This window comes from Rathayibacter sp. AY1C2, assembly GCF_002931195.1.
In the GTDB taxonomy this organism is placed as follows: Bacteria; Actinomycetota; Actinomycetes; order Actinomycetales; family Microbacteriaceae; genus Rathayibacter.
This window is the reverse complement of sequence record NZ_PSWG01000004.1, coordinates 120216-145470: the sequence shown is the minus strand read 5'-3', so window position 1 is coordinate 145470 and position 25255 is coordinate 120216. Positions and strand designations below refer to the sequence as shown.

Genomic DNA, 25255 nt, shown 5'->3' with positions numbered 1-25255 from the left:
CACGAGCCTCAGTCGCGGGGTCGCCGTCGCAGCACGAGGAGCGTCACTCCGATGGCGGCGGCGACCGCGGCGAGAGCGCCGCCGATCCACAGGACGTCCCCGAGGAATGCCGGGTCCGATCCGGAGGTCGCCTGCGCTTCGTCGGCGGACTCGGCCTGTCCTCCTGAGACCGCGACGGTGCCGTTGCAGTCCGGGACCGAGTCCGCCCCGTCGGCGAGCGCGGTCCCGTCGGCCGGCGCCCAGTCGAACGCGTACTGGCCCGACACGGGGTGCCCGTCGGTCGACACGACCTGCCACGTCACCTCGTACTCCCCCGCCGCGCCGAGCTCGAGCGGCATCGACGCTTCCGGCCCGACGACGCTGACGCAGCCGTCGCCGTAGTAGAGCCCGTCCGGCCCGACGACGCGCAGAGCCGCCGCCGCTCCGTCTGTCCCGAGGACGAGCAGGTCGTCGTTCGTCGTCAGCACCAGCGTTCCCGGCTGCTCCGTCACGGTCGAGTCCGCAGCGGGAGTTGTCGAGACGAGGTAGTTGTGCGCGCTGGCGGGCGCCGCCACCGCGATCGAGCCGAGCAGCCCGATCGCGGTAGCGGCGACGAGGGCCTTCCGACGGGTCACGCCGACGCCCGGGGTCCGCGGCGGCGGGAGGCGAGCCCGACGGCCACGCCGACCGCGCCGACGACGAGCCCGCCGACTCCGAGGATGCGGGCGAGCACGTCGTCGCCGCTCGTGGCAGTCGTCGCCGAGGCGGTGGTCGCGACCGCGTCGTCACCGTCGCCGTCGTCGTCGTGTCCGGCCTCGTGGCCGGACCCCGCTTCCGCGGCGGTCACCGCGACGGTGGGAGCGGGCAGCTCGGGCTCGTCCTGGCCGTCGACGGTCGGCTGGTCCCAGGCGGTGCTGCCGGTCTCGCACGTCTGCAGCACGGGGAACTCCAGTGTGGAGCCGGCTGCGTCCTCGGGGAGCTGAAGCTGGAGGGCGACGGTGTCGCGGTAGCCGTCGGCGAGGGGCGTCTTCGCCGTGTAGACCACGTCCGAGACCCGCTTGGTCGCGGTGTTCCCGTGGGAGTCGGTGACCGGGTCGGCGATCGCGACCTCGTTCTTCACGACGTCCCAGTTCGGGTTGATCGTCGGGCTGACCGAGTTGATGCCGTCGGGCATCGTGATCGTGAGTCCCGTCGTCGGCGAGCCCTCGCAGCCGTGGGCCAGCGAGAACGTCACCACCGTGTACGAGCCGGCGGCGGTGCTGCTCGCCGCCGCGGTCACGTGGGCGCTGGCCGCCGTGGGCGCGGCGACAGCGAGCGCGATCGATCCGGCGGCGACGAGTGCGCCGCTGCCGACGAGGCGGAGCCGCGAGAAGGAAGAAGAAGAAGAAGAACGGGTCATGACGGTCGTGTCCTCGGGGGAGATCCGGCGCGGGGCCGGGAGTTCTGGACGCAGCGCGGGTCTGCGGTGCGTGCGGAGGCGCCGACCGGAGCCGCTCCCGCACGGGAGGGGCGTCAGGCGGCGCGGAGGACCCGCAGCGGCGGCCCGCGGTGCCGGAGGATCGAGAGGACCGCGTCGAGGGATCGGGGCGCCCGCGGCTCGGGGGTGCGAGTCATCGAGACGCAGGGTGCCGACGGGAGCGCGACCGCGGACGCGCGGGCGACGATCCGTACGACGACGCGGTGGAGGCCTGCTCCCAGCGTCCAGAAGAGGCGCTCGCCGTACCGGAACGCCGCGATCGTGAAGGCAGCCGCAGCGAGGTGGGCGACGAGCATCACCGGCGCGTGAGCCGCGTGTCCGCCTCCGCCGGCGATCAGCTCGATGGTCGCCCCATCGTGGAAGTGCGCGCCGGTGCCCGTCGTCCCGACCACGCTCACCTCCCCACCGCTGCCCGTGATGAGGAAGAGGCCGTGGTACGCGATCTGGCTGAGGAGCACGGAGAGCGTCAGCCGGGGAAGGGACGGACGGCGCCCCGAGAGGAGGACGCAGACGACGACGGCGAACGCCGCGGCGAGGGCGAGCACGGCAGGAGCGGGGGTCTCGGCGCCCGCGAGCGTGTGGGAGGCGGCGGCCGTGGCGGTCGCTGCGAGAGCGGCGGCGACGCCGCGAGCCACTCGTGCACCTCGGGTCTGCACTCGCCCGTCCTCTCGTCGTCGCGTCGACGCGTGCGCGCGACGTCTCCAGGGTAATCGACGCGGCGGAGCAGCCCCCCGCGTTCCGGATCCTTGCCGTTACGAAGCCGTTACCTAGATCACCGAAAGAAATCCAAACCCCCGCAGGGAGGGCTCCGAACACATGTCAACGGCCGCGAAACGGTCCACACAGAACAGGTCCTCCGCATCACGTGGGGGCCGTCTCACGAAGGAGTAATCCCATGCGATCCACCAAGCGTTCCGCCCTCGCCGCATTCGCCCTGCTGGGCACCGCCGCCCTCGGCCTCACCGCCTGCTCGAGCGGAAGCGGCTCGACCACCGCCGCCAGCGACGCGGCGACCGAGATGTCGACCCCGATGGCCACCTCGTCGGCTTCCGCCTCCTCGACCCCCATGGCGACCATGGACCCGGCCGCGAACCTCGTCGGTCCCGGCTGTGCCGCGTACGCCGAGCAGGTCCCGGACGGCGCCGGCTCGGTCGAGGGCATGTCGCTCGACCCCGTCGCGACCGCCGCGTCGAACAACCCGCTGCTCACCACCCTGACCGCTGCGGTCTCCGGTGGCCTCAACCCCGACGTCAACCTCGTCGACACGCTGAACAGCGGCGAGTTCACCGTCTTCGCCCCGGTCGACGACGCGTTCGCCAAGCTCGACGCCGCGACCGTCGACTCCCTCAAGACCCCCGAGGGCGCCGCGACGCTTTCCTCGATCCTGACCTACCACGTCGTCCCCGGCCAGATCGCCCCTGACGCGATCGCCGGCGACCACGCCACCGTCCAGGGTGGCAACCTCACCGTCACCGGTTCCGGCGACGACCTGAAGGTCAACGACGCGTCCGTCATCTGCGGTGGCGTCCAGACCGCCAACGCGACCGTCTACCTCATCGACACCGTGCTGACCCCCCCGGCCAGCTGATTCCCCTCACCGGCTCCGGCCGGTGAACACGCCGAAGGGCGGGCACCTCGCGGTGTCCGCCCTTCGGCGTTCGTGCGTGCAGAAGCCCTCCGCGAAGCCGGGCACTGCAGAGTCGTCCAGCACAGAGTCGTCCAGCACAGAGTCGCGCAACGCAGCGCCGCCCCACGGGAAGCCGTACAGCGAGGAGCCCTGCGCAGCGCGGAGTCGGAGGGTCACCACGACCCGGCACTCGCCGTCACTCCGCACCACAGCACTCACCACGAACGACACGAGGCGCGGACCCCGATGCAGGGGGTCCGCGCCTCGTGTCGTGCGGTCGGCGGCTACTCGGCCGGGGCGCTGATCTCGCGCAGGACGCGGTCGCCGGGGCGGGCCTCGATCATCTCGGCCTCGATCTCGGCCCGGTCGAGCAGCTCCTCCATGCGGCGGCGGCGGTTGCGCGTGATGAGCGTCACGACCGTGCCCGTCTTGCCCGCGCGGCCGGTGCGGCCGGAGCGGTGGAGGTACGTCTTGTACTCGTCGGGAGCGTCGGCCTGGATCACCAGGTCGATGTCGTCGACGTGGATGCCGCGCGCGGCCACGTCGGTCGCGACCAGCACGTCCACGCGTCCGCTGGTGAGCAGTGCGAGGTTGCGGGTGCGGCGCGACTGGTTGAGGTCGCCGTGGAGGCTCGTCGCGGGGATGTCCGCGTGGTCGAGCTGCTCCGCGAGCTGCTCCGCGAACGCGCGGGTCCGGGCGAAGATCAGCGTCTTGCCCTGGCGGGCGGCGAGCTGCTCGATGATCTCGGCCTTGTCGCGGTGCTCGATCAGGAGCACGCGGTGGTCGATGGTCGAGGACGCCTGGTCCTCGCCGGCGACCTCGTGGACGCTCGGCTCGACCAGGAACTCGTCCACGAGCGTCGCGACGCCCTTGTCGAGCGTGGCCGAGAACAGCAGCCGCTGGCCGCCGTCGGCGGTCTGGCGGAGGATGCGCTGCACGGGCTCGAGGAAGCCGAGGTCGCACATGTGGTCGGCCTCGTCGAGCACCGTGATGGTGATGTTGGAGAGGTCGAGGCGGCCCTGCTCGACGAGGTCCTCGAGGCGGCCCGGCGTCGCGATGACGATGTCGACTCCGCGCTGGAGGGCTCCGACCTGCTTGTACTGGGGGACGCCGCCGTAGATGGTCGTCGTGAACAGGCCGACGGAGCGGGCGATCGGCTGGATCGTCCGGTCGATCTGCATGGCGAGCTCGCGGGTCGGCGCGAGGATGAGCGCCCGCGGAGCGCGGCCCGGCTTGCGGCCCTTCGCTCCGTTGTTCTCCATCAGCCGCTCGACGACGGGGGCGCCGAAGGCGATGGTCTTGCCGGAGCCGGTCTTGCCGCGTCCGAGGACGTCCTTGCCGGCGAGCACCTCGGGGATGGTCGCGGCCTGGATCGGGAACGGCGCGGCCGCTCCGAGCTCGGTCAGCATCCGGACGATGTTCCCGCCCAGGCCGAGGTCGCCGAAGGTGACGCCCTCGACGTCGACGGCGAGAGTGGCCGTCGCCTCGAGGCGCTCGAGCACGACGTCGTCGGCCTGGTGCGGCGCACGGGCGTCGCGGCTGGGGTAGAAGTCCGAGCCGGAGTCGCGGCGCGAGGGCCGGGAGTCGCGGTCGAACGAGCGGGTCGGGCGGTCGCCGCGGTCGTGGCCGCGCGAGGGACGCGCATCCCGGTCGAAGGAACGGGCCGGGCGGTCGCTGCGGTCGAACGAGCGGGCGGGACGCTCGGTGCGGTCGTAGCCGCGCGAGGGGCGCTCGTCGCGGTCGCCGGCGCGGGCCGGACGGTCGTCGCGTCCGTAGGAGCGGGCCGGACGATCGTCGCGGTCGTTCGAGCGGGCCGGACGCGCATCGCGGTCGAAGGAACGGGCCGGGCGGTCGCTCCGGTCGAAGGAACGCGCAGGACGGTCGTCGCGCCCGTAGGAACGGGCCGGACGATCGTCGCGATCGTTCGAGCGGGCCGGACGCGCGTCACGGTCGAAGGAACGGGCCGGGCGGTCGCTCCGGTCGAAGGAACGCGCAGGACGCTCATCGCGCCCGTAGGAACGCGCCGGACGCTCATCGCGCCCGTAGGAACGCGCCGGACGCTGGTCACGGTCGTTCGAGCGCGCCGGACGCGCGTCGCGGTCGTAGCCGCGCGAGGGCCGCTCGTCGCGGTCGTTCCCGCGGGCGGGCCGATCGGTGCGCTCGGTGGCCCGCTCGGCGCGCTCATCGGCGTTCCAGCGCGCCTTCTTGGGGGCGTTCTCGTCGACGGCGCGGAAGCCGCGGTGGCCCTCGCTGCGCGAGCCCGGCTTGGCGCCGGGGAAGCGCGAGCGGCCGCCGAGCTGGGACTTGCCGCTCGAGGCGCCGAAGCGGTTGGGCTCGAAGTTCTTGGCCGGACGTCCGCCGGCGGGCTTCTTGTTCTTGGGCATGGCAGTTCTTCCTGGGTTCAGGTCGTGCGCGAGGAGGCGACGCCGGAGGAGCCCCGTCGTGAGGGGCGTCCGTGCGCTGGACTGCTGCGGGGCAGCAGGGGGAGAACCCGGGCGAGTCATTGACCGGGGCCGATTCACACATGTGATTCGTCTCACGACGACTGTCGGAGACTCGGCCCACTTGACTAACAAACCCATCCGCACGCGAACGCACGGTGTCAAGAGCCGACCGAGCGAGTCTACACGCGGCCCCGGAGCCTGGCTAGGGCGGGGAGACGTGCGGCCAGGAGCCGCTCAGGTCGGGGGCCGCGAAAGCCGGGAGCCGCGAAGCCCGGGAGTCGCGGCACCTCCGCAACCGGTCCCCCGCGGAGTCGCCCCGCATACAGCCCCCCGGCCCCGAGCCGCAGCACGATCGACGCGCGCCCGCGCGCAACGACCGCCCGTCCGCTACTGCGACGCCCGCCGAGCGCGGTACGCGGCCACGTTCGCGCGATTGCCGCAGTTGCCCGTGTCGCAGTAGCGCTTCGAGCGGTTGCGGGAGAAGTCCACGAGCACCGCCTCGCAGTCCTCCGCCGCGCAGACGCGGATCCGCTCGCGCTCGTCGCCGCGGATCACGTCGACGAACGCCATGGCGGCCTCGACCAGGATGCGCGTGGCGAGCGGGCTCTCGTCGCGCGTCGCGTGGAGGTGCCAGCCGTAGGGTCCGTGCCGGACCAGCTGCGGGAGCGCGCGGCCGGAGTCGAGCATCCCGTTGACGACGGGGACGAGGTCCTCCTCGGCCCGCGTGAGCCAGAGTGTGCGGAGGGAGGAGCGAATCGCCCGCACGGCCTCCAGCTCCTCGGCCGATCCGTCGCGGCTGCCCGTGTACCGGTTCTCGAGGAGGAAGTCGTCCAGCTGCTCGATCGTCGCCATCTCGTCCTCGCCGGACGGCGACAGCTCGGGGAGCGTGTTGACGAGGGTGGCGGTGGAGGTCAGTGACGCCTCGACGTCATAGGCGAACACCATGTTGACTCCTGACAGTGCGGCTCAGTAGTGTGCGATCAGCTCGCTGTCACGAGTGTAATCCTTTTGACTCCTGAAGGAGCCGGCCATGACCGCCGAGAGCACCGCCGCCGTCACCCTCCCCGCCGCGAGCGCGCCCGCGCCTGCACGGCGCCTCGGCTCCGGCCTCGCCGCGGCGCTGGCCGCGTCGGCTGCGTTCGGTCTGGGCGGGCCGTTCGTGAAGCCGCTCCTCGAGGCGGGCTGGACGCCGGCGTCCGCGGTCCTCTGGCGGGCGGGCGGCGCGGCCCTGATCCTCGCGATCCCGGCGGTCCTGTCCCTCCGCGGCCGTTGGCCCGTGCTCCGCCGCAACCTCGGCACGATCGCCCTCTACGGAGTCTTCGCCGTGATCGCCGCGCAGCTCTGCTTCTACAGCGCGATCGAGCACATGTCGGTCGGCGTCGCCCTGCTGATCGAGTACCTCGCGCCGGTGTTCCTCGTCCTCCTCGCCTGGGCGCGCACGCGCCGGCACCCCGGCCGCTTCACCCTCGCCGGCTCCGCGCTCGCGCTCGGCGGCCTGGTGCTCGTGCTCGACCTGTCCGGCGAGTCGACCCCCGAGCTGGTCGGCATCGCCTGGGCGCTGACCGCCTCGCTCGGCCTGTGCGTCTACTACGTCATCGCCGGCCGGGTGGATCCGGAGCTGCCGCCGATCGCGCTCACGGCGGGGGCGATGACGGTCGGCGCCGCGATCCTGCTGGCACTCGGGGCGCTCCGCGTCACACCGCTGCGCGCGACCTTCGGAGAGGTGGTGTTCGTCGGAGCGGAGGTCAGCTGGCTCCTCCCCGCGGGCGTGATCCTCGGCATGTCGACGGTGCTGGCGTATCTGCTCGGGATCGAGGGCGGACGCCGTCTCGGCACGCGGATCGCCTCCTTCGTCGGCCTGACGGAGGTGCTGTTCTCGATCGCGGCCGCGTGGCTGATCCTCGGCGAGCTGCCCGCGCCGATCCAGTTCGGCGGCGGCGCGCTGATCGTCGCGGGGGTCGTCCTGGTCCGGCTGCAGCGCGAGCCCGGCACCCCCTGATCGCGGGGGTGCCGCATCCGGGGCGCCGGGCACCCCGTACGCTGATCGCACTCATGCGCGAGCCCACCCGATCCCCGCGACGCGTCGCCGCGGTCCTGGCCGCCCTCGCACTCCTCCTCTCGGGCTGCGCGAGCACCACTCCCGTCTCGGAGCCGGTGGCGCAGGCGCTCGGAGCGGCACCCGCACCCGACTGGTCCGGCGTGAGCGTGACGGCCGACGTCGTCTACGACGCGAGCACTGGGCAGAGCGCCGACGTCTGCTCCTCCCCTGCCCCGTCGGCGGAGCCGCGGCCCGCCGTCCTCGTCGTGCACGGCGGCAGCTGGGCCCGTGGAGGCAAGGCCGACGCGAACTGGCGTCCGATCTGCCAGTGGCTCGGATCGGAGGGGTTCGTCGCCGTCTCGGTCGACTACCGCCTCGCGCCCGCCGCCGTGTTCCCCGCGCAGCTCGACGATGTGACGGCCGCCCTCGACTGGCTGCTCGAGCCGGAGCAGACCGCGCGCTTCGGCATCGATCCGGAGCGGGTGGCGGCCTTCGGCGGCTCGGCCGGCGGCAACCTCGCCTCTCTGCTCGGCACGCTGCCGGCGACCTCGTCGCGCCTGGCCGCCGTGGTCGACCTGAGCGGCCCCTCCGATCTCAGCGCCGCCGGCCTCGCCGACGACGACCCGGTGGTCGGAGTCGCGGCCGCCGTGCGCAGCTACCTCGACTGCGCGGACCTGGCCTCCTGCCCCTCCGCGACCGCCGCCTCGCCCCTCGCGCAGGTGGACGGCTCCGAGCCGCCGTTCCTCATCGCGCACGCGGCGCACGAGCGGGTCGCGCTCAGCCAGTCGACCCGCTTCGCGGAGGCGCTGCGCGGAGCGGGCTCGAGCGTCGACCTCCTCGTCCTCCCCGGCTCGCTGCACTCGATCGCGCTCCTCGACGACGCTCTGCGTGCTCGGGTCGTCGAGTTCCTCCGCGCCCACCTGGGCTCGTGAGCGGAGTCGTCGTCCGCCTCGAGGACGCAGCCGGAGCGGAGGGCCTCCTCGCCGCGGTCCCGCCCCCGCACGCCCGGGTCCTGATCGCCCGGATCGACGGGGCGGCGGCCGGCGTGCTGGTGCTCGCTCCCGGCCCGGACGACTTCGCCGAGGTGCTGGAGCTCGTGGTCGCCTCCGTCTATCGGCGCACGGGAGTCGCCCGACGGCTCGTCGCGGCGGCGGAGTCGTGGGCGCGGGTGCAGCGGATCCGCACGCTGCGCCTGGCCGCCGCTCCGGAGCTCGCCCCAGCGGCCGGGGCGCTCGGCTTCACGGCGATCGACGGCTTCGGAGCCCACGTCGGCGACGACGCGGTGCTCTGCTTCGCGCGTCCGGTCTGAGCAGCGCCCGATCCGAGGCGAACCGGGTCCGAGGAGCCCGGCCCGAGGGCCCGCCCGGTCGGAGGCCGACACGGCAGGACGCCCGGCGCCATCCCTGTGCCGCTCCCGAGAGGCGGCCCCGCCTCGTCCGGCGCGCACCCCCGCCGTCAGTCGATCGAACAGCCCGGCTCGTCCGACAGCGCACGCTCGATCCGCGCGCGGTGCTCGTCCGACATCGGCGGCAGCGCGTCGGGCGCGAACCAGCCGACCTCGGTCGACTCGTCGTCCGCGACGTGGGCCTCCCCCGAGATCCAGCGGCAGCGCACCACGTGGTCGAGGTACTGCGAGCGGTCTCCGTTGGGGTACTGCATCGGCGGGAGGGTGTGCACCTGCACGAGGCGCTCGACCTCGATCTCGACACCTGCCTCCTCCTGCGCCTCGCGGCGGGCGGTCCCGGCGACGGTCTCGCCCGGGTCGATGATCCCGGTGACGGCCGTCCAGGCGCCGGTGTCGGCGCGCCGGACGAGCAGGACCTCGAGCGCCGGCTCCTCGCGGAGGATCACCGCGGTCACGCCGGTGAGCCAGAGCAGCTCGGTCCCGATCCGGTCGCGCAGCCGCAGCACGAACTCGGGAGTCGCCATCAGTGCGCTTCGGGTCGGAAGTCGAACGCGACGATGCCGGCCGTGTCGACGAACGGCCCGACGAACTCCTTGAACGCGTCGTGCGCCGGATCCCAGTGCGCGGGGTCCTCGACGGCCGGCCGGCCCAGGTAGTAGTGCAGGTCGCCCTCGGACGAGAAGGTCAGCAGGAACGCGCGGTCGAAGCCCTCGCCCGCGCCCTCGATGCTCAGCTGCGGCCCGGTCTCGATGGACTCGATGTAGGGCCGTCCGTCGCGGACGCACTCGTCGGCGAGGGCGAGGAAGCGGCGGGTGACCTCGTCCGCCTCGGCGACCAGCGCCGTCGGGCGGAAGCGGATCAGGACGAGGTGCCGGAGCGTGCCCGGGCGGAAGTCGCGGGCGACGAAGCGCTCCGGACCGATCTCGTCGAGGACCGCGGTGGCGCGCTCCGGGCCGCTGCGCCAGCGCGAGCCGACCGTCTCGGCCGCATCCCTGATGTCCGTCATGCCGACGCCTTCCCGGCGCGGGCGGCACGCCGCCGCTCACGATACCCCTCGACCAGGTTGTAGACGACGGGCAGGACCACGAGGGTCAGCACCGTCGAGGACACCAGGCCGCCGATCACGACGATCGCCAGCGGCTGCGAGATGAAGCCGCCGTGGCCCGTGATCCCCAGCGCCATCGGCAGCAGGGCGAAGATCGTCGCGAGGGCGGTCATCAGGATGGGCCGGAGCCGCCGCTCGGTGCCGTGCAGCAGCGCCTCCCGCACCGGCATCCCGCGGTCGCGGTACTGGTTCACCAGGTCCACGAGCACGATCGCGTTCGTGACGACGATGCCGATCAGCATCAGCACGCCGATCAGGGACGGCACGCCCAGCGGCACGCCGGTGATCACCTGCAGGAGGATCGCGCCGGTCGCCGCGAACGGCACCGACACGAGCAGGAGCAGCGGCTGCAGGAGCGAGCGGAACGTCGCCACCATCACGACGTAGACGATCAGGATCGCGACCAGCAGCGCGATGCCCAGCTGCGAGAACGCGTCGGCCTGGTCGGCGGTCACTCCGCCGAGGGAGGCGTCGACACCGGCCGGAAGCGCCGTGGCGTCGATCGCGTTCTGCACGGCGACGTTGGCCGAGGCGAGGTCGTCGCCCTCCGGGGTGACGGTGATGGTCGCGGTGCGCTGGCCACGCTCGGTGGTGATGCTCGCCGGGCCGTCCGTCTGCTCGACCGCCGCGAGGGTGGAGAGCGCGACGGTGCCGGTCAGGGTCGGCACCTCGAGGTTCCGCAGCTCGTCCACGGTGGCCGGCGGCTGCCCGTCGGCCAGGTAGATCGAGAGGGTGCGGTCGTCGATCACGACGCTGCCGACCTGGCTGGGCTGGAGCGCCTGGCTGACGATCGTGCCCACGGCGACCTCGCTGAGACCCGCCCGGGCCGCGGCGTCGCGGTCGACCCGCACCGCGATGTAGGGCAGCGAGGAGGAGAGGTTGCTCTCGGCCTGGCTGATCCCGTCGGTCCCGCGCAGGGCCTCGAGGAGCTGGTCGCTCGCGCTCTGGAGATCGCTCTGCGAGGCGGTCGAGAGGTCGACCTCGATGTCCGAGGAGGCGCCGAAGCCGGAGGAGGCGGCGACGCTGATGTCCTCGGCCGAGGCGACGCCCGACAGCGCGTCGCGGACGTCCGCCTGCACGGCCTCCTGGTCGGCCGACTCGTCGGTGGTGACGGAGTAGCGGATCGAGGTGCCGCCGCCGCCTCCTCCGCCGAACGCGCTCTGCAGACCGCCGGAGGAGCCGACGGTGAGCTGGACGGTCTCGACGCCGCCGACGCCGAGGATCGCCGTGCTCGCCTGCTGCGCCGTCGCGTCCTGCGCGTCGAGGCTCTGGCCGACGGGGACCGTCTGGGTGACGGTGAAGGTGTCCTGCCCGCTGGAGCCGAGGAAGTTCGTCTTCATCAGCGGGTACAGAGCACCGGTCCCGACGAGCACGAGCAGCGCCAGGAGGACGGTGACGACCGAGTGCTTCAGCGTCCAGTGGATGATCGGGCCGTACACCGACTGCAGCCCGCGCGCCCGCCGGGGAGCGGCGTGGGCGCCGTGGTGCGGGGCCTCCTCGACCGGCGCGGCGGTGTCGGCCGGGACCCCCGAGGCGGGTGCCCCTCCGGCCGCCGCGCGCTCCTCCGCGAGCGCCGCCTGCGCGGCCTGGCGCACCGCCGGCCGCTTCGAGGGGCGGAGGAACCAGTAGGCCAGCACCGGCACGATCGTCAGCGCCACCACGAGGGAGGCGAGCAGGGCGATCGACACGGTCAGCGCGAAGGGCCGGAACAGCTCGCCCGTGGTGCCGCCGACGAACGAGATCGGCAGGAACACCGCGACCGTGGTGATCGTGGAGGCGGTGATCGCGCCGGCGACCTCGCGGACGGCGACCGCGATGGTCCGGGCCCGGTCCTCACCCGCGTCGAGGTGCCGCTTGATGTTCTCGATCACGACGATGGAGTCGTCGACCACACGGCCGATCGCGATGGTGAGCGCGCCGAGGGTCAGGATGTTGAGGGTGTAGCCGGCCGTCTGCAGGCCGATGAAGGTGATCAGCACCGAGGTCGGGATCGAGATGGCCGTGACCAGGGTCGAGCGCACCGACAGCAGGAACAGCAGGATCACCAGCACGGCGAAGACGAGGCCGAGCGCCCCCTCCTGCGCGAGCGACGCGATCGACTCCTGGATGTAGGGCGCCTGGTCGAAGACCGGGGTGAAGGCTGCGTTGTCGCCGATCGACTCCTCGAGGTCCGGGAGCAGCGCGGCCACGCCGGTCGACACGTCGACGGTGTTCGCGGCCGGGAGCTTGGTGATCGAGAGGGTCAGGGCGGGCTGGCCGTTGACGCGCGAGATCGAGGTGACGGGGGCGTCGGTGACGGCGACCGTCGCGACGGAGCCGAGGGTGGTGACGGTCGGCTCTGCGGTCACGGCCGCGCCTCCCGCCGCCGCTCCGGCGTCGGAGCCGCCCGCCGAAGCGCCGGAGCCCGCGGAGGCACCCGCGCCCGCTGACGCACCGGCGCCGCCCGCACCCGCGGAGGCACCTGCGGACGGCAGCAGCGGCAGCGCCGCGATCGCGTCGGTCGAGTCGAGCTTGACGCCCGACTGCACCGAGAAGGTCGACCCGTCCTGGGTGATCTGTCCGCCCGCGACGAGCACGCCGTTCTGCTGCAGGGCCGAGCGGATGTCGCCGGTCGAGAGGCCGGCCGCGGCGAGCGCCGCGTCGTCCGGGGTGATCGTGACGCGCTGGGCGGTCTCGCCGACGAGCGCCGCCTCGCGCACGCCCTCGACCTTCTCCAGGTCCGGGATGACCGTGGTGCGCAGGCGCTCGGCCAGCGCGTCCGCGTCGCCGTCGCTCGAGACGGCGAGCTGCAGCACCGGCAGGTCGTCGAGGGAGCCGGTGACCACCTGCGGGTCGACGCCGTCCGGGAGCGTGCTCTTGATCCGGTTGATCGCCTGCAGGATCTTCTGCTCGGCGGTGGCGAGATCGGTGCCGTAGGTGAAGGACGCCGAGATGAGGGAGGAGTCCGTGGAGGACGTCGCGCTGGTCGTCTCGAGCCCCGGCACCCCCTGGATGGCGGTCTCGATCGGCGTCGAGACGTCGTCGTTGACCACCTCCGGAGCGGCGCCCGGGTAGGACGTGACGACGGCGAGCTGCGGGAAGGAGATCGACGGCGCGAGCTCCTGCTTGAGCCCGGTCAGGGCGACTCCGCCGAAGACGGCGATGACGACGGTGACGAGCGCGATGAGCGCCCGGTTCTTCATGCTGAGGACCGCGAGGAGATGCACCCTCCGAGTCTTCCATCAGCCGACTGAGTGTTGGGAGGGACGCGGCGTTCCGGGGCGCGCGACGGGGCGACCCGCGCCACCGGCCGGCCCGGACGCCCTCAGCCCAGGCGGACCTCCGCCGTCGACGACCCGACAGTGAGGCTCACTGCAGCGCCCGCCCCCGCGCTCGAGAGCGCGAAGTCCCCGGCGAAGGCCCGGACTCCGACGCGCCCCTCGGCGTCCGTCCGGAGCACCGTCGGCTCGAGCCACCAGTCCCCGCGGATCCGCGAGCGCAGCGCCTCAAAGGCCGGCTTCGGGCTCCCGTCGCGGCGGAGGAACCCGCCCGGCGCTCCGAGCCAGGCTCCGGCGTCGTCGAAGCCCCAGTAGGTGATCGCCTCGACCGCCGGATGCGCGACCAGCGTCTCGTAGTGCCGCACCATCTCGTCCGCCTGCCGCGCCTCCCCCTCCGGAGTGGTCGGCCAGTCCTCGACCACGTGGTCGTTGAGGTCCTCGATCTCGGCGGGCATCAGCTCGCCCGAGACGAGGGTGGTCTCGGTCCAGTGCAGCGGCAGGCCGAAGCGCGCGAACCTGTCGCAGATCGCCGTGATCTGCTCCTCCCCGCGGAACCCCTGGTGCATGTGCGACTGCAGGCCGATCGCATCGGGCCGGATCCCGGCCTCGAGCACGTCCTCGATCAGCCGCTCGTACTCGGGCCCGAGGTCGAAGTCGTTCAGCACGAGCACCGGTCCGGTGCCGAGGCTGCGCGCCTCCGAGAAGGCCAGCTCGACCATGCCGACGCGTCCCTTCTCGCGGGCGAGGCGGGTGACGGCGTTCGTCACGCCGTCCGGCTCGTTCGCGAAGCGCGGCATGATGACGACCTCGTTGATCGCGTCCCAGGTGTCGATCAGCCCGGCGAAGGCGCCCACCTCCCGGCGGATGCGCGCGCGGAGGAGCTGCTCGGCCTCGTCCAGCGGCAGCGCGTCGAGCCACTCCGGCTTCACGTAGTGCCAGACCAGCGGGTGCCCCTTCAGCCGGACGCCGTCCGCGGCGAGCGCGCGCGCCTCGGCGAGCACCTCCTCCGTCGCGGTGCGGCCGCGCTCCGGCTCGAAGCGGCCCCAGTAGACGGGGAGCGTCGCCGTGTCGAACAGGTCGAGCCAGAGCCGGCGCTCCTCGGCGCGCGCGGGGTCGGTGCTCGGAGGGGTGCAGCCGAAGGCGAAGGCGTGGCGGCGCTGCTCGACCGTCACGTCGGCGTGGGCGAGCGGAGCGCCGTCGGCACCGAGGACGGTGACGAGGGCGTCGGCGAGACGGGGGCTGAAGTCGGTCATGCGGGGCCTCTCAGGCGGGGTGGCGCTCGTCGAGCGCCGTGTACTCGGATCGGGTGAGCGGGAGGACCGCTCCGTGCTTGGTGTCCTCGGGCAGGTCGAACTCCTCCACGAGCTCCCAGCGGCCCGAGGCCGGGTCGGTGCTCGTGTAGGCGCGGTAGCCGTAGGGGCGGAGGGCGTACTGGTCGACCCAGAGCGACCAGCGCTCCTCGCGGTGGTGCCGGAAGACCAGCGGCCCCTCGATGCTCGGGCCGAGCTCCTGCCCGATCCCCCGGGCGACGGTGGCGAAGTCGTCCGCGAGGAGGGAGGAGCCGACCTGCTGGAACACCTGCATCGTGTCGGGGGCCTCGTCGTGCTGCTTGGCGAAGCGGTGGACGGCCGTGCCCTCGATCAGCAGCGTCATGTCGATCACTCCGCCGGGCAGCCGCAGGTAGGTCTCGGGCTCGGTGAACGTGCGGAAGTCGCGCGTGCGGGAGAGCAGGACGCGGCTGTCGCCCGTCTCGCCGGTGGCGGGGTCGCCGTCCTCGGCCAGGCCGGAGGACCAGTGCACGAGGAAGTCGCCCGAGACCGGGTCGTAGACCGACTCCGGCGCCCAGGCCATGCCCGCGCCCTCGGGAGCGACGGCGACCGCGCGCGGCTCGGACCACTCGAGGAGGTCCGGGGAGTCCCAGACCACGAGGTCGCGGCTCCCCCGGTGCCGGTAGAGGTCCCAGTCCGGGCCCTCGGGCCGCCAGACGCGGAGATCGGTGGCGACGAGGTGGAAGCCCCGCGGCCCGCGGACGATGTGGGGGTCGCGGACGCCGCCCGTGCCGCCGGTCCACTCCAGCACCGGCCCGAGCGCGCGCCAGCGCAGCGGATCGTCGCCCCGGCTGAGTGAGAGGAAGATCTTCTCGCTGTGGCCGGTCCGGTCCTCCACGAAGTGGACCAGCAGGTAGCCGTACCCGTCGCTCATGAGAGAACGATCTCACACGCCCGGCGGGCACTCCACCTCAGACCACGTCGGCGAGGTACCCCGGGTCGGCCGCCGGGTGCCGGGCGACCTGCGCCCACGCCGTCGCGAGCGCCTCCACGGCCCGGTCGGTCGCCTCGGGCGAGTAGCCGATCGGGATGCGGAGGAAGCGCTCGAAGGCGCCGTCGATCCCGAAGCGCGGGCCCGCGGTGATCAGCAGTCCCGCCGTCCGGGCGGCGAGCGCCAGCTGCGAGCTCGCCGGCCGGCCCAGGCCCACCCAGGTGGAGAGACCGCCCGAGACCCGCGGCACGCTCCACTCCGGGATCGCGCGCGCCAGGGCCGCCTCGAGGTGGTCGCGGCCCGCGCGCAGCTGCGAGCGCCGCAGCTCCAGCACGCCGTCCATCCGGCCGAGCATGTCCGCGACCAGGAGCTGCTCCAGGATCGGCGTGCCGAGGTCGCTCGCCGAGCGCGCCAGCGCCAGCTTGCGGATCACCGCCCGCTCGGCGCGGATCCAGCCGATCCGGATGCCGCCCCACAGTGTCTTGCCGACGGAGCCGATCGAGAGCACCGTCCCCTCGGGCCCGTAGGCGGCGAACGGCAGCGGCGTCATCCGCCGGTCGATGTCGAGCTCGGCCGTCGTCTCGTCGGCGATGATCAGCGTGCCCTGCCGGGCCGCGGCGGCGATCGCCCGCTCCCGCAGCTCGGGGGCCATGGAGCGGCCCGTCGGGTTGTGGAAGTCGGGCATCAGGTAGGCCAGGCTCGGGCTCGTGCCGCGCAGCGCGGCGATCAGGCCCTCTCCGTCCCAGCCGTCCGCCCCGTCGACGTTCACCGGCACGAGCCGCGCGCCGGCCAGCCGGAGGGCCTCGTAGGCGTGCGGGTAGGTCGGTGCCTCGATCAGCGCCCGGTCGCCCCGCGCGAGCAGGGTGCGGGCGACGAGCGCGATCGCGTGCTGCGCGCCGATGGTCACCATGATCTGGCCGGGCTCGGTGCGCAGACCCCGCGCGGTGTAGCGCTCGGCGATCGCGCGGCGCAGCACCGGCAGGCCGACCGTGTCGTAGGAGCCGGAGTCGAAGTGCTCGGGGGCCGCCTGCGCCGCGCGGGTGTACGCCTCGGCCAGCTCGGGGACGGCGGGCAGGGCCGCCCTGGTGAAGTCGAGGAAGTCCGGCGCGAGCGAGGGCACCGCGTGCACGGCCGCTCCCGGCAGGCGGGTGACGCTGCCGGAGCCGCGCACGCTGACGAGGTAGCCGCTGTCGCGCAGCTCGCGGTACGCGGCGGCCACGGTCGTGCGGCTGACGCCGAGGCGGGCCGAGAGCTCGCGCTCGGCGGGCAGGCGGCTGCCCGCGGGGATGCGGCCGTCGATCCCGAGGAGGCGGATCCGGTCGGCCAGAGCGAGGTAGGCGGGCCGGGTGCCGCGCTGCTCGCGCCAGTCGCCGAGGAGGGTCTGCAGGGCGCGCGCGCCGAAGTGGACATCAGCCATGCGTCCAAGGTAGCCGGATTGGACCGCGCGAAGAAGGCCAATGTCGCGCTGTGATGAGTCCATGACGCTCACCGCTCCCGTCGCCGCCGCCGCTCCCCCGGCTGGCCAGTGGCGCCTCCGACCCGTGCCGCGCCTGCTGGTGGGCCTGATCCTCTACGGATTCGCCGACGCGATGATGATCCGCGCGGCGATCGGCGTGGACCCGTGGACCGTCTTCGCCCAGGGGGTCGCGCACCAGACCGGGCTCGGGATCGGACTGCTCACGAACGTGATCGGCCTGCTCGTCCTGCTGCTGTGGATCCCCCTCCGACAGCGGCCCGGTCTCGGCACCGTGCTGAACGTGCTCGTGGTCGGCACGATGATCGATGTCGGGCTGCGCGTGCTGGCGACGCCGGACGAGTGGTGGGCCCGCGGCCTGCTCTTCGCCGGAGGCCTCGTGCTTCTGGCGGTCGCGAGCGGGATCTACATCGGCGCCCACCTCGGTCCGGGGCCCCGCGACGGACTGATGCTGGGCCTGCACACCCGCACGGGCCTGCCGATCTGGGTGGCGCGCTCGGGCGTCGAGCTCACGGTGCTGCTCATCGGCTGGGCCCTCGGCGGCGACGCCGGCCTCGGCACCCTCCTCTTCGCGGTGCTGATCGGGCCGCTCTGCTCGGTGACCCTGCCTCTCCTCGGGGTGCGGAGGCACTGACCCGCGGACGACGGAGGCCCCGCCTCCCGGACCGGTTCCGGGAGGCGGGGCCGTCGCGATCGGATCGGCTAGCGCTTGGCCGCGATCTCCGCACGCATCCGCGACGCCTCATCGGAGTCCTGGATCGAGGCGATCCCCTCGGTGATCGAGGTGCCCGACGCGGGGGCCTCGTGCTCGTCCGCTCCGAGCGTGGTCTCGTCGAAGGGCGAGCGCCCGCCGAGGACCTCGCGGACCTGCACCATGTCGATCTGCTTGGTCCAGGTGCCCACGAGAAGGGTGGCGACCGCGTTGCCGGTGAAGTTGGTGACCGCGCGGGCCTCGGACATGAAGCGGTCGATGCCGACGATCACGCCGACGCCGTTGACCAGGTCGGGGCGGAAGGACTGGAGGCCGCCGGCCAGCGTGGCCAGGCCCGCTCCGGTGACGCCCGCGGCGCCCTTCGAGGCGATCATCATGAAGAGGAGGAGGCCGATCTGCTCCGGGATCGACATCGGCGCTCCGGTGGCCGAGGCGATGAACAGCGACGCCATCGTGAGGTAGATCGCCGTGCCGTCGAGGTTGAAGGAGTAGCCGGTGGGCACGGTGATGCCGACGACGGGCTTGGAGACGCCGAGGTGCTCCATCTTCGCGATCAGGCGGGGCAGCGCCGCCTCCGAGGAGGAGGTGCCGACGATCAGCAGGTACTCGCGGGCCAGGTACTTCATCAGCGAGAAGATGCTGACGCCGGTCACCAGGCGCAGCAGCAGGCCGAGGACGACGACCACGAAGATCGCGCAGGTGATGTAGAAGCCGATCATCAGGGTGGCGAGAGCGACGACCGCTCCCCAGCCGGTCTTGCCGACGACCGCGGCGATGGCGCCGAACGCGCCGATCGGGGCGACCCAGAGCACCATCGAGAGGATGCGGAAGACCAGGACCTGGAGCTGCTTGATCGCTCCGAGGATCGGCTGGCCCTTGGCGCCCATCTTCTGCAGCGCGAAGCCGACGAGCAGCGCGACGAAGAGGGTCTGCAGGATGCTGCCGTCCACGAGCGAGGAGAACAGCGAGACGGGGATGATCCCGAGGACGAAGTCGCTGGTGCTCTCGGCCTTGAGGTCGCTGGTGTCGTAGGTGGCGCTCGAGATGTCGAGGCCCTCGCCCGGGTGCAGGATGTTGCCGACGACGAGGCCGATCGCCAGGGCGAAGGTCGACATCACGATGAAGTAGCCCAGCGCGAGTCCGCCGACCTTGCCGACCGTGGCGGCCTTCGCGATGGAGCCGATGCCGATGACGATGGTGCAGAAGATGATCGGCGCGATCATCATCTTGATCAGTCCGACGAAGGCCTTGCCGACGGGCTCGAGCGTCGCCGCGAAGGCGGGAGCGACGAGTCCGACCACGACGCCGGCGACCACGGCGATGATGACGGCGATGTAGAGCCAGTGGTTCCGATCGATGCGCCGCCGGGTCTTCGGAGGGGTGACCGCGGGGATCAGCCGGTCGGACGGCGTCTGAGGCGTCTTCGCCATGGGGGTGTCCTTCTCTTCGTCGAGGTGAGGGGGTAGGACGATGGTGGCCCCGGCTCCGGAGCCCGGCACGGTTGCGTTCATACTGTTCACGGCGGGGCGCCCCGAGCGCTCGCTCACGAGGGAGTGGCATGGTCAGGACGCCGAGCGCACGCGGACCGCGCGGCAGCATCGCCGCGCGCCTGTTCGCCGTGCAGCTGCTGAGCATCCTGCTGATCGCCGCAGCGGCCGTCGCGGTGCTGGCCCTCGACGCGCGGAGCCGGGCGGGCGACGAGGCCGCCCAGCGGAGCCTCGTCGTGGCGCGGACGGTGGCCGACAATCCGTTCGTCCTCGAGTCGACGGCCGGTGCGGATCCCTCCGCGAGCCTGCAGCCGTACGCCGAGGAGGTCATGCGGGACACCGGCGTCGACTTCCTCACGATCATGGCCCCCGACCGCACCCGGTACACCCACCGCGACCGCGACCGGATCGGCCTGCCGTTCCAGGGCACGATCGAGCCCGCGCTGGAGGGGCGGACCTTCACCGAGACGTACACCGGCACGCTCGGGCCCTCCGTCCGCGCCGTCGCACCGATCGAGGACGCCGACGGCGCGGTCGTCGCGCTCGTGTCGGCGGGCGTCACGCTCTCGGCCGTGGACGCCTCCTTCGCCGCCCGCGTGCAGGTCGTCGCGTGGGGCGCGCTCGGCGCGGTCGCGCTCGGCGCACTCGGCTCGTGGCTCCTCGCCCGCTACCTGCGGCGGGTCACGGGCGGGCGGGGCCCGGAGCAGATGAGCCAGGTCTTCGCCTACTACGAGTCCGTCCTGCACTCGGTGCGGGAGGGGCTGCTGCTGGTCGACGACCGCGGCCGACTGGTGCTCGCCAACGACCACGCGCTGGAGCTGCTCGGGCTCGAGGGCGTGCGGACGCCGGTGCCGGTCGCCGAGCTCGACCTCCCCGTCGCCCTGCGCGAGCTGCTGCAGGACGACGAGCCCGTCTCGGACCGCCTGGTCGTGGCCCGCGAGCGGATCCTCGTGGTGAACGAGCGGCCCGCCGCCTCCCCCGGCGCCCGCCCCTTGGGCACGGTCGTCACGCTCCGTGACCGCACCGAGCTGCAGCGGGTGAGCGGCGAGCTGGAGTCGCTGCGCACCCTCTCGGACGCGCTGCGCTCACAGACCCACGAGTTCTCGAACCGCCTGCACACCATCGCGTCGCTGATCGAGCTCGGCCGGCCCGACGAGGCGCTCGCGTTCGCCGCCGGCGAGCTGAACCTCAGCCAGCGCCTGGCCGACCGGGTCCTCGGCTCCGTGCAGGAGCCGGTGATCGCCGCCCTGCTGCTGGGCAAGGCCGCGCAGGCCCGCGAGCGCGGCGTCGAGCTGCACTTCGAGACGCACCTCGAGCCCGGCACGCAGGGGCTGGAGCCCGGGGACCTCGTGACGGTGCTGGGCAATCTGATCGACAACGCCCTCGACGCGGCCGCCTCCTCCGCTCCGGACCGCGAGCCGTGGGTGGAGGTCTACCTCGGCCTCGCGGAGGGCGAGCTGGTGGTGCAGGTGTCGGACAGCGGCCCCGGAGTCGCCGGCACCGCCGACGTCTTCGCGCGCGGCTACTCGACGAAGGAGTCGGACGGCTTCGGCCGCGGCATCGGCCTGGCGCTGGTGCAGCAGGTGGTGGAGCGGCTCGGCGGCTCGATCGAGGTCTCGCGCCACGTCGGCGCGGTGTTCACGGTGCAGCTGCCGCTGCCCGCGCGGGTGGCGTCGTGATCCGAGTGCTCGTCGTCGAGGACGAGCCGCTGACCGCGAGCGCCCACGCCGACTACGTCCGGCGGGTCGACGGCTTCGAGGTGGCCGCGGTCGCCGGCAGCGGCGCGGAGGCGATCCGGGCGCTGCGCGCGGACCCGGGCATCGCGCTGATCCTGCTCGACATGAACCTGCCTGACATGGGCGGCCTCGACCTCTGCCGGGCCGTCCGGGCGGCGGGCCTGGACGTCGACGTCATCGCGATCACCGCTGTCCGCGACGCCGCGAACGTGCGCGCCTCCGTCGCCGCCGGCATCGTGCAGTACCTGATCAAGCCGTTCGTCTTCAGCGCGTTCGCCGCCAAGCTCGCCAGCTACCGGTCGTACCGCGAGCGGATGCACGGCGCCGACGTCGCCAGCCAGCACGAGGTGGACGGGGCCTTCGCGGCGCTCCGCACCTCCAACGCCCCGGGTCTGGCGAAGGGGCTCTCGGCCCAGACCCTCGAGGCCGTCACCGCACTGCTGGGCCCCGTCGGCCTCTCGGCGGCCGAGCTCGCCACCCGCCTCGACATCTCGCGGGTGACCGCTCGCCGCTACCTCGAGCACCTCGCCGACTCCGGAGTGGCGGACCGCGCGCCCCGCTACGGCTCCCCCGGCCGCCCGGAGCTGGAGTACCGCCGCCGCTGAGCGCGCGTCAGGCGGCCTGCAGCGCGTCGGCGATCTCCTCCTCGATCAGGTCGTGGTTGATCGCCGCGCCCACGCGCAGCCCGTCGGCGGACGAGGCGACGACCTGAGCCATCGGCTCGACCAGCGAGCCCGCGGCGAAGACCCCGGCGACGCCGGTCCGGCCCATCGGATCGACGGCGAGGTGCCGCGCGACTCCCGACGGGTGGTCGGCGAGCTCGAGGCCGAGCCCCTCGGGGAGCCGCCCCTCGACCCGCGGGCCGACGACGAGCGCGTCGAGCTCGTGCCGCCGACCGTCGATCACCACGCCGACCAGGCGGTCGTCCTCGACGAGGACCTTCTCGACGCGACCCGGCACGAGAGCGATCCCGCGGGCGGCCAGCCCCGCCGCCTCGTCGCCGACGGGCGCGGGTGCGCCGTGGAGCAGGATCGACGTCCGGTCGCTGAGCTGTCGGAACATCTGCGCCTGGTGCCCGGCGAACGAGCTGCCGAGCACGCCGATCCGCCGGCCGCGCACCTCGAAGCCGTGGCAGTAGGGGCAGTGCAGGACGTCCCGTCCCCAGCGGGCGCCGAGCCCGGGGATCTCCGGCAGCAGGTCGCGGACGCCGGTCGCGAGCAGGAGGCGGCGCGCGCGGAGGACCGTGCCGTCGGCGAGGGTCGCGGTCACGCCCTCGGCACCCGCGGAGGCGCGGACCGCCTCGCCCTCGACCACCCGGGCACCGTAGCCCTCGGCCTCGGCGCGCGCCAGGCGCACCAGCTCCGTGGGCGGGACGCCGTCGCGGGTCAGCACGTTGTGGGCACCGGGCGAGGGTGCGTTGCGTGGAGGTCCGCCGTCGACGACGAGGACGTCGCGGAGGCTGCGGCCGAGGGCGGTGGCAGCGGCGAGGCCGGCGAAGGAGGCGCCGAGGATCAGGACGTCGGCGGGGGCGGGGACGGACGGGCCGGTGGGGGCGTCGGTGGAGGTCATGGGTCGATGGTCCGCCGCCCCGGGGCGGGCCGCGAGGATCCGTGCCGTTCCGGCATGCGGCGCGACCGCACGTGCCAGGATGGCGTCGTGCCCGAGACCCCGCCCGCCCCGTCCGACGACGAGATCGTCGCCGCCGTCGGGCCACGGCTCCGGCGCCTGCGCACCCGCCGCGACCGCACGCTCGCGTCCCTCGCGGCCGAGACCGGCATCTCGGCGAGCACCCTCTCGCGCCTCGAGAGCGGAGGCCGTCGCGCGACGCTGGAGCTGCTCCTCCCGATCGCCCGCGCCCTCGGGGCGCCGCTCGACGAGCTCGTCGGCGCCGCACCGGAGGATCCCCGCGTGCACGGCCGGCCGGTGCGCCGGAACGGCATGCTCATCCAGCCGCTCAGCCGCGACGCGGGTGCGCTCCAGGCGTTCAAGCACACGCTCCCGGCCGGGCCGGTGACGGAGCCGGCGGAGCAGCGCGCGCACGAGGGCTTCGAGTGGCTCTACGTGCTGAGCGGGCGGCTCCGCCTGCGGCTCGGCGAGCACGATCTGGTGCTGCCGGCCGGCGAGGCCGCCGAGTTCGACACCCGGGTGCCGCACTGGTTCGGCCGCGCCGACGAGCAGCAGGTCGAGTTCCTCAGCCTCTTCGGCCGCCAGGGCGAGCGGATGCACGTGCGCGCGTCCACGCGCCGCTGAGCGCGGTCACGCCTCGCCGAGCACCTCGCGCGCGAAGCCCTCGGTGCGCGCCCGCAGAGTCGCGATCCGCTGCGCCCGCGCCGCCTCGAGGTCGAACCCGATGTAGGCCACCGACGGGCGCCGCCGCACATTCTCCGAGCACTCGAAGCGGGAGCAGACGAGCGTGCCGAGCGAGTCCCCCGCCCGCCCGGCCGCTCCGGCCTTCCGCGCCCCGAAGAAGACGACGTCGTTCGGGAGCTGCACGTCGCGGCACCACGAGCACTGCGCCCGCGAGCGCGGTAGGGCGTCGGCCTGGGTGAGCAGGACCCCGACGAGGCGCTCCTCCAGCGGCACGACGACGTAGGCGCGGCGGCCCATCCTCCGGTCGCGCCACCCGAGATGGTCGATGACCGACCAGTCGAGCGCGTCGAAGTCCTTCGGCAGCGCGAGATCGGCGACCTCCTTGCGGGAGGCGTTGACGAAGGACTCGCGGATCTCGGTCTCGGTCAGTGGCTGCATAGCGCTTCCGAGCCTAGGCCGGGATCAGCCCAGGTGGGCGACGGCCTCCTTCGGAGCCTGAGCGAGGAACTCCTCCTTCTTCACCCGGATCATCGCGACGGCGACGACGGAGGCGACGACCAGCCCGATCGCGGCCGCGACGAAGACCGCGGAGTAGCCGTCGACGAAGGCGACCGGCGACTGCTGCTCACCCGCGACTCCCGCGTAGAGGGTCGTGAAGATCGACAGCCCGATCGAGCCGCCGATCTGCATGGCGGCGTTCGCGGTCGCTCCGGCGGCACCGGCGTCGTGGGCCGCGACTCCGGTGAGCGCGAGGTTCTGCAGCGGCACGAAGACCATCGCCATGCCGACGCCCAGGAGGATCAGCGCGGGCAGCACCTCTAAGAGGTAGCCGCCGTCGGGGGTGATGCGGCTCAGGTAGAGGAGCCCGGCCGCCGCGATCAGCGGGCCGACGATCATCAGCACGCGCGGGCCGATGCGCGGCAGCAGCTTGGCGGCGACTCCGGCGACGATCATGATCGTCACCGTCATCGGCAGATTGGCCAGGCCCGCCTCGAGCGGCGGCAGGCCCAGGACCAGCTGCAGGTGCAGGGTCAGGTAGAGGGTGGAGCCGATCATCACGCTGCCGACGATCGCCTGGACCAGGAAGGCTCCGCCGCGGACGCGGTCGGCGACGATGCGCAGCGGCAGCGACGGGTGGTCGGAGCGGGCCTGGATCCGCACGAAGAGGGCCAGCAGCAGCACGCCGACGAGGAGGAAGCCGAGGGTGTCGACGCGGAGCCAGCCCTGCTCGGCGAGGGTGAAGCCGTAGACGACGCTCGCGAGCCCGAGCGCGACGGTGATCGTCCCGGCGACGTCGAAGCGGTTGCGCCCCTCCGCGCGGCTCTCGGTGACGAGCAGCTGGCCGGCGATCGCGCCGACTACGACGACGGGGACGTTGACGAGGAGGCACCAGCGCCAGTCGGCGAACTCGGTGAGCAGCCCGCCCAGCACGAGGCCGACGGCGGCGCCCGCTCCGGCGACCGCTCCGAAGACGGCGAAGGCCGTGCCCCGCTCGCGGCCGGAGGGGAAGGAGACGGTGAGGAGGGCCAAAGCGGCCGGAGCGAGCAGCGCGGCGAAGGCGCCCTGCAGCCCGCGGGCGGCGATCAGCTCGGTGCCGGAGGTGGCGAGGCCGCCCCAGGCGGAGGCGGCGCCGAAGCCGATCATCCCGATCAGGTAGGTGCGCTTGCGGCCGGTGTAGTCGGCGATGCGGCCGCCCAGGAGCAGGAGCGCGCCGAACGCGAGGGCGTAGGCGGTGACGACCCACTGGCGCTCGACGTCGGTGAGGCCGAGGTCGGCCTGCGCGGCGGGGAGGGCGATCGTGACGATGGTGCCGTCGAGCACGACGACGAGCTGCGTGAGCGCGAGGATCACGAGCACCCACCAGCGGCGGGCGGAGGAGGGAGCGGACGGGGAGGGCATGGCGGCCTTTCACACGGAGCGGAGCGGGACCGGCGGGTCCGGATCC

The 25255-nt window shown here is 73.4% G+C and carries 23 protein-coding genes; 8 read left to right on the top strand and 15 right to left on the bottom strand.

Going from position 1 to position 25255, the window contains the following annotated elements; translation table 11 throughout:
- Window positions 1-8: 8 nt before the first annotated feature.
- From C5C55_RS05070 to C5C55_RS05060, 3 genes are all read right to left on the bottom strand, one after another.
- Window positions 9-614, bottom strand: a complete 606-nt coding sequence (locus C5C55_RS05070) for a copper resistance CopC family protein (RefSeq protein ID WP_104233127.1) — start codon at window positions 612-614, stop codon at window positions 9-11.
- Window positions 611-1378 carry a YcnI family protein gene (locus tag C5C55_RS05065; RefSeq protein WP_104233126.1) on the bottom strand — a complete coding sequence of 256 codons (768 nt, stop codon included), beginning with the start codon at window positions 1376-1378 and terminating at the stop codon, window positions 611-613. The genes C5C55_RS05070 and C5C55_RS05065 overlap by 4 nt, the downstream gene beginning before the upstream one ends.
- A gap of 113 nt (window positions 1379-1491) precedes the next feature.
- Complete coding sequence (locus C5C55_RS05060) at window positions 1492-2112, bottom strand: hypothetical protein (RefSeq protein WP_146080890.1); 621 nt, start codon at window positions 2110-2112, stop codon at window positions 1492-1494.
- 239 nt (window positions 2113-2351) lie between these two features.
- Between C5C55_RS05060 and C5C55_RS05055 the strand changes: the two genes are divergently transcribed.
- On the top strand, window positions 2352-3044 hold the full coding sequence (locus C5C55_RS05055; protein WP_104223824.1) for a fasciclin domain-containing protein: 693 nt from the start codon (window positions 2352-2354) through the stop codon (window positions 3042-3044).
- Between the two features lie 323 nt (window positions 3045-3367).
- On the opposite strand, the gene C5C55_RS05045 is transcribed toward C5C55_RS05055, so the two are convergent.
- Both C5C55_RS05045 and C5C55_RS05040 read right to left on the bottom strand, forming a co-directional pair.
- Complete coding sequence (locus C5C55_RS05045; protein WP_104233123.1) at window positions 3368-5467, bottom strand: DEAD/DEAH box helicase; 2100 nt, start codon at window positions 5465-5467, stop codon at window positions 3368-3370.
- Window positions 5468-5914: 447 nt separating this feature from the next.
- The gene (locus tag C5C55_RS05040; protein ID WP_104226176.1) at window positions 5915-6472 is read right to left on the bottom strand and encodes a CGNR zinc finger domain-containing protein; all 558 of its coding nucleotides are present in this window, start codon (window positions 6470-6472) and stop codon (window positions 5915-5917) included.
- 85 nt (window positions 6473-6557) lie between these two features.
- Here C5C55_RS05040 and C5C55_RS05035 point away from each other — a divergent pair, with 85 nt between their 5' ends.
- Genes C5C55_RS05035 through C5C55_RS05025 form a run of 3 tightly spaced genes read left to right on the top strand, consistent with a single transcriptional unit; the run spans window position 6558 to window position 8874 of the window.
- Window positions 6558-7526: a DMT family transporter gene (locus C5C55_RS05035; protein WP_104233122.1), complete on the top strand. Its 969-nt coding sequence runs from the start codon at window positions 6558-6560 to the stop codon at window positions 7524-7526.
- Window positions 7527-7579: 53 nt separating this feature from the next.
- A complete protein-coding gene (locus tag C5C55_RS05030; protein WP_104233121.1) occupies window positions 7580-8497 on the top strand; it encodes an alpha/beta hydrolase in 918 nt (305 codons plus the stop codon).
- Window positions 8494-8874 carry a GNAT family N-acetyltransferase gene (locus C5C55_RS05025; RefSeq protein WP_104233120.1) on the top strand — a complete coding sequence of 127 codons (381 nt, stop codon included), beginning with the start codon at window positions 8494-8496 and terminating at the stop codon, window positions 8872-8874. The genes C5C55_RS05030 and C5C55_RS05025 overlap by 4 nt, the downstream gene beginning before the upstream one ends.
- Window positions 8875-9020: 146 nt before the next feature.
- Here the strand turns inward: C5C55_RS05025 and C5C55_RS05020 are convergent, their stop codons facing one another.
- From C5C55_RS05020 to C5C55_RS04995, 6 genes are all read right to left on the bottom strand, one after another.
- Window positions 9021-9494, bottom strand: a complete 474-nt coding sequence (locus tag C5C55_RS05020) for an NUDIX domain-containing protein (protein WP_104233119.1) — start codon at window positions 9492-9494, stop codon at window positions 9021-9023.
- Window positions 9494-9976: a Dabb family protein gene (locus C5C55_RS05015; protein WP_104223816.1), complete on the bottom strand. Its 483-nt coding sequence runs from the start codon at window positions 9974-9976 to the stop codon at window positions 9494-9496. The genes C5C55_RS05020 and C5C55_RS05015 overlap by 1 nt, the downstream gene beginning before the upstream one ends.
- Entirely contained in the window at window positions 9973-13281 is a 3309-nt protein-coding gene (locus tag C5C55_RS05010) for an efflux RND transporter permease subunit (RefSeq protein WP_104233118.1), read from the bottom strand. The genes C5C55_RS05015 and C5C55_RS05010 overlap by 4 nt, the downstream gene beginning before the upstream one ends.
- Before the next feature lie 98 nt (window positions 13282-13379).
- Window positions 13380-14585, bottom strand: a complete 1206-nt coding sequence (locus C5C55_RS05005) for an endo-1,4-beta-xylanase (protein ID WP_104233117.1) — start codon at window positions 14583-14585, stop codon at window positions 13380-13382.
- Window positions 14586-14595: 10 nt separating this feature from the next.
- Window positions 14596-15534, bottom strand: a complete 939-nt coding sequence (locus C5C55_RS05000) for a glycoside hydrolase family 43 protein (RefSeq protein WP_104233116.1) — start codon at window positions 15532-15534, stop codon at window positions 14596-14598.
- Window positions 15535-15571: 37 nt separating this feature from the next.
- Window positions 15572-17008, bottom strand: coding sequence for a PLP-dependent aminotransferase family protein (locus tag C5C55_RS04995; RefSeq protein WP_104233115.1), 1437 nt, complete (start codon window positions 17006-17008; stop codon window positions 15572-15574).
- Window positions 17009-17069: 61 nt separating this feature from the next.
- Here C5C55_RS04995 and C5C55_RS04990 point away from each other — a divergent pair, with 61 nt between their 5' ends.
- The gene (locus tag C5C55_RS04990; protein WP_374952930.1) at window positions 17070-17699 is read left to right on the top strand and encodes a YitT family protein; all 630 of its coding nucleotides are present in this window, start codon (window positions 17070-17072) and stop codon (window positions 17697-17699) included.
- 68 nt (window positions 17700-17767) lie between these two features.
- Here the strand turns inward: C5C55_RS04990 and C5C55_RS04985 are convergent, their stop codons facing one another.
- Window positions 17768-19207, bottom strand: a complete 1440-nt coding sequence (locus C5C55_RS04985) for a cation:dicarboxylate symporter family transporter (protein ID WP_104223811.1) — start codon at window positions 19205-19207, stop codon at window positions 17768-17770.
- Window positions 19208-19335: 128 nt separating this feature from the next.
- Here C5C55_RS04985 and C5C55_RS04980 point away from each other — a divergent pair, with 128 nt between their 5' ends.
- Window positions 19336-20943, top strand: a complete 1608-nt coding sequence (locus C5C55_RS04980) for a sensor histidine kinase (RefSeq protein ID WP_104233114.1) — start codon at window positions 19336-19338, stop codon at window positions 20941-20943.
- Window positions 20940-21605 (top strand): response regulator, encoded by a 666-nt coding sequence (locus C5C55_RS04975; protein ID WP_104223809.1) that lies wholly within the window; start codon window positions 20940-20942, stop codon window positions 21603-21605. Before C5C55_RS04980 ends, C5C55_RS04975 begins: the two co-directional genes overlap by 4 nt.
- Before the next feature lie 7 nt (window positions 21606-21612).
- Here the strand turns inward: C5C55_RS04975 and C5C55_RS04970 are convergent, their stop codons facing one another.
- Window positions 21613-22569, bottom strand: coding sequence for an NAD(P)/FAD-dependent oxidoreductase (locus C5C55_RS04970; protein ID WP_104233113.1), 957 nt, complete (start codon window positions 22567-22569; stop codon window positions 21613-21615).
- An 87-nt stretch (window positions 22570-22656) separates the two neighbouring features.
- Here C5C55_RS04970 and C5C55_RS04965 point away from each other — a divergent pair, with 87 nt between their 5' ends.
- A complete protein-coding gene (locus tag C5C55_RS04965; RefSeq protein ID WP_104283164.1) occupies window positions 22657-23250 on the top strand; it encodes a helix-turn-helix domain-containing protein in 594 nt (197 codons plus the stop codon).
- A gap of 6 nt (window positions 23251-23256) precedes the next feature.
- Here the strand turns inward: C5C55_RS04965 and C5C55_RS04960 are convergent, their stop codons facing one another.
- Complete coding sequence (locus tag C5C55_RS04960) at window positions 23257-23748, bottom strand: FBP domain-containing protein (protein WP_104233111.1); 492 nt, start codon at window positions 23746-23748, stop codon at window positions 23257-23259.
- 24 nt (window positions 23749-23772) lie between these two features.
- Window positions 23773-25209 carry an MFS transporter gene (locus C5C55_RS04955; protein ID WP_104222849.1) on the bottom strand — a complete coding sequence of 479 codons (1437 nt, stop codon included), beginning with the start codon at window positions 25207-25209 and terminating at the stop codon, window positions 23773-23775.
- Window positions 25210-25255 lie beyond the last annotated feature (46 nt).

Excerpts from the sequence above, each read along its gene's own strand:
- C5C55_RS05065 (WP_104233126.1), bottom strand. The coding sequence starts at position 1,378 with ATGACCCGTTCTTCTTCTTCTTCTTCCTTCTCGCGGCTCCGCCTCGTC.
- C5C55_RS05055 (WP_104223824.1), top strand. The coding sequence starts at position 2,352 with ATGCGATCCACCAAGCGTTCCGCCCTCGCCGCATTCGCCCTGCTGGGC.
- C5C55_RS05045 (WP_104233123.1), bottom strand. The coding sequence starts at position 5,467 with ATGCCCAAGAACAAGAAGCCCGCCGGCGGACGTCCGGCCAAGAACTTC.
- C5C55_RS05040 (WP_104226176.1), bottom strand. The coding sequence starts at position 6,472 with ATGGTGTTCGCCTATGACGTCGAGGCGTCACTGACCTCCACCGCCACC.
- C5C55_RS05035 (WP_104233122.1), top strand. The coding sequence starts at position 6,558 with ATGACCGCCGAGAGCACCGCCGCCGTCACCCTCCCCGCCGCGAGCGCG.
- C5C55_RS05030 (WP_104233121.1), top strand. The coding sequence starts at position 7,580 with ATGCGCGAGCCCACCCGATCCCCGCGACGCGTCGCCGCGGTCCTGGCC.
- C5C55_RS05020 (WP_104233119.1), bottom strand. The coding sequence starts at position 9,494 with ATGGCGACTCCCGAGTTCGTGCTGCGGCTGCGCGACCGGATCGGGACC.
- C5C55_RS05015 (WP_104223816.1), bottom strand. The coding sequence starts at position 9,976 with ATGACGGACATCAGGGATGCGGCCGAGACGGTCGGCTCGCGCTGGCGC.
- C5C55_RS05005 (WP_104233117.1), bottom strand. The coding sequence starts at position 14,585 with ATGACCGACTTCAGCCCCCGTCTCGCCGACGCCCTCGTCACCGTCCTC.
- C5C55_RS05000 (WP_104233116.1), bottom strand. The coding sequence starts at position 15,534 with ATGAGCGACGGGTACGGCTACCTGCTGGTCCACTTCGTGGAGGACCGG.
- C5C55_RS04995 (WP_104233115.1), bottom strand. The coding sequence starts at position 17,008 with ATGGCTGATGTCCACTTCGGCGCGCGCGCCCTGCAGACCCTCCTCGGC.
- C5C55_RS04990 (WP_374952930.1), top strand. The coding sequence starts at position 17,070 with ATGACGCTCACCGCTCCCGTCGCCGCCGCCGCTCCCCCGGCTGGCCAG.
- C5C55_RS04985 (WP_104223811.1), bottom strand. The coding sequence starts at position 19,207 with ATGGCGAAGACGCCTCAGACGCCGTCCGACCGGCTGATCCCCGCGGTC.
- C5C55_RS04980 (WP_104233114.1), top strand. The coding sequence starts at position 19,336 with ATGGTCAGGACGCCGAGCGCACGCGGACCGCGCGGCAGCATCGCCGCG.
- C5C55_RS04970 (WP_104233113.1), bottom strand. The coding sequence starts at position 22,569 with ATGACCTCCACCGACGCCCCCACCGGCCCGTCCGTCCCCGCCCCCGCC.
- C5C55_RS04960 (WP_104233111.1), bottom strand. The coding sequence starts at position 23,748 with ATGCAGCCACTGACCGAGACCGAGATCCGCGAGTCCTTCGTCAACGCC.
- C5C55_RS04955 (WP_104222849.1), bottom strand. The coding sequence starts at position 25,209 with ATGCCCTCCCCGTCCGCTCCCTCCTCCGCCCGCCGCTGGTGGGTGCTC.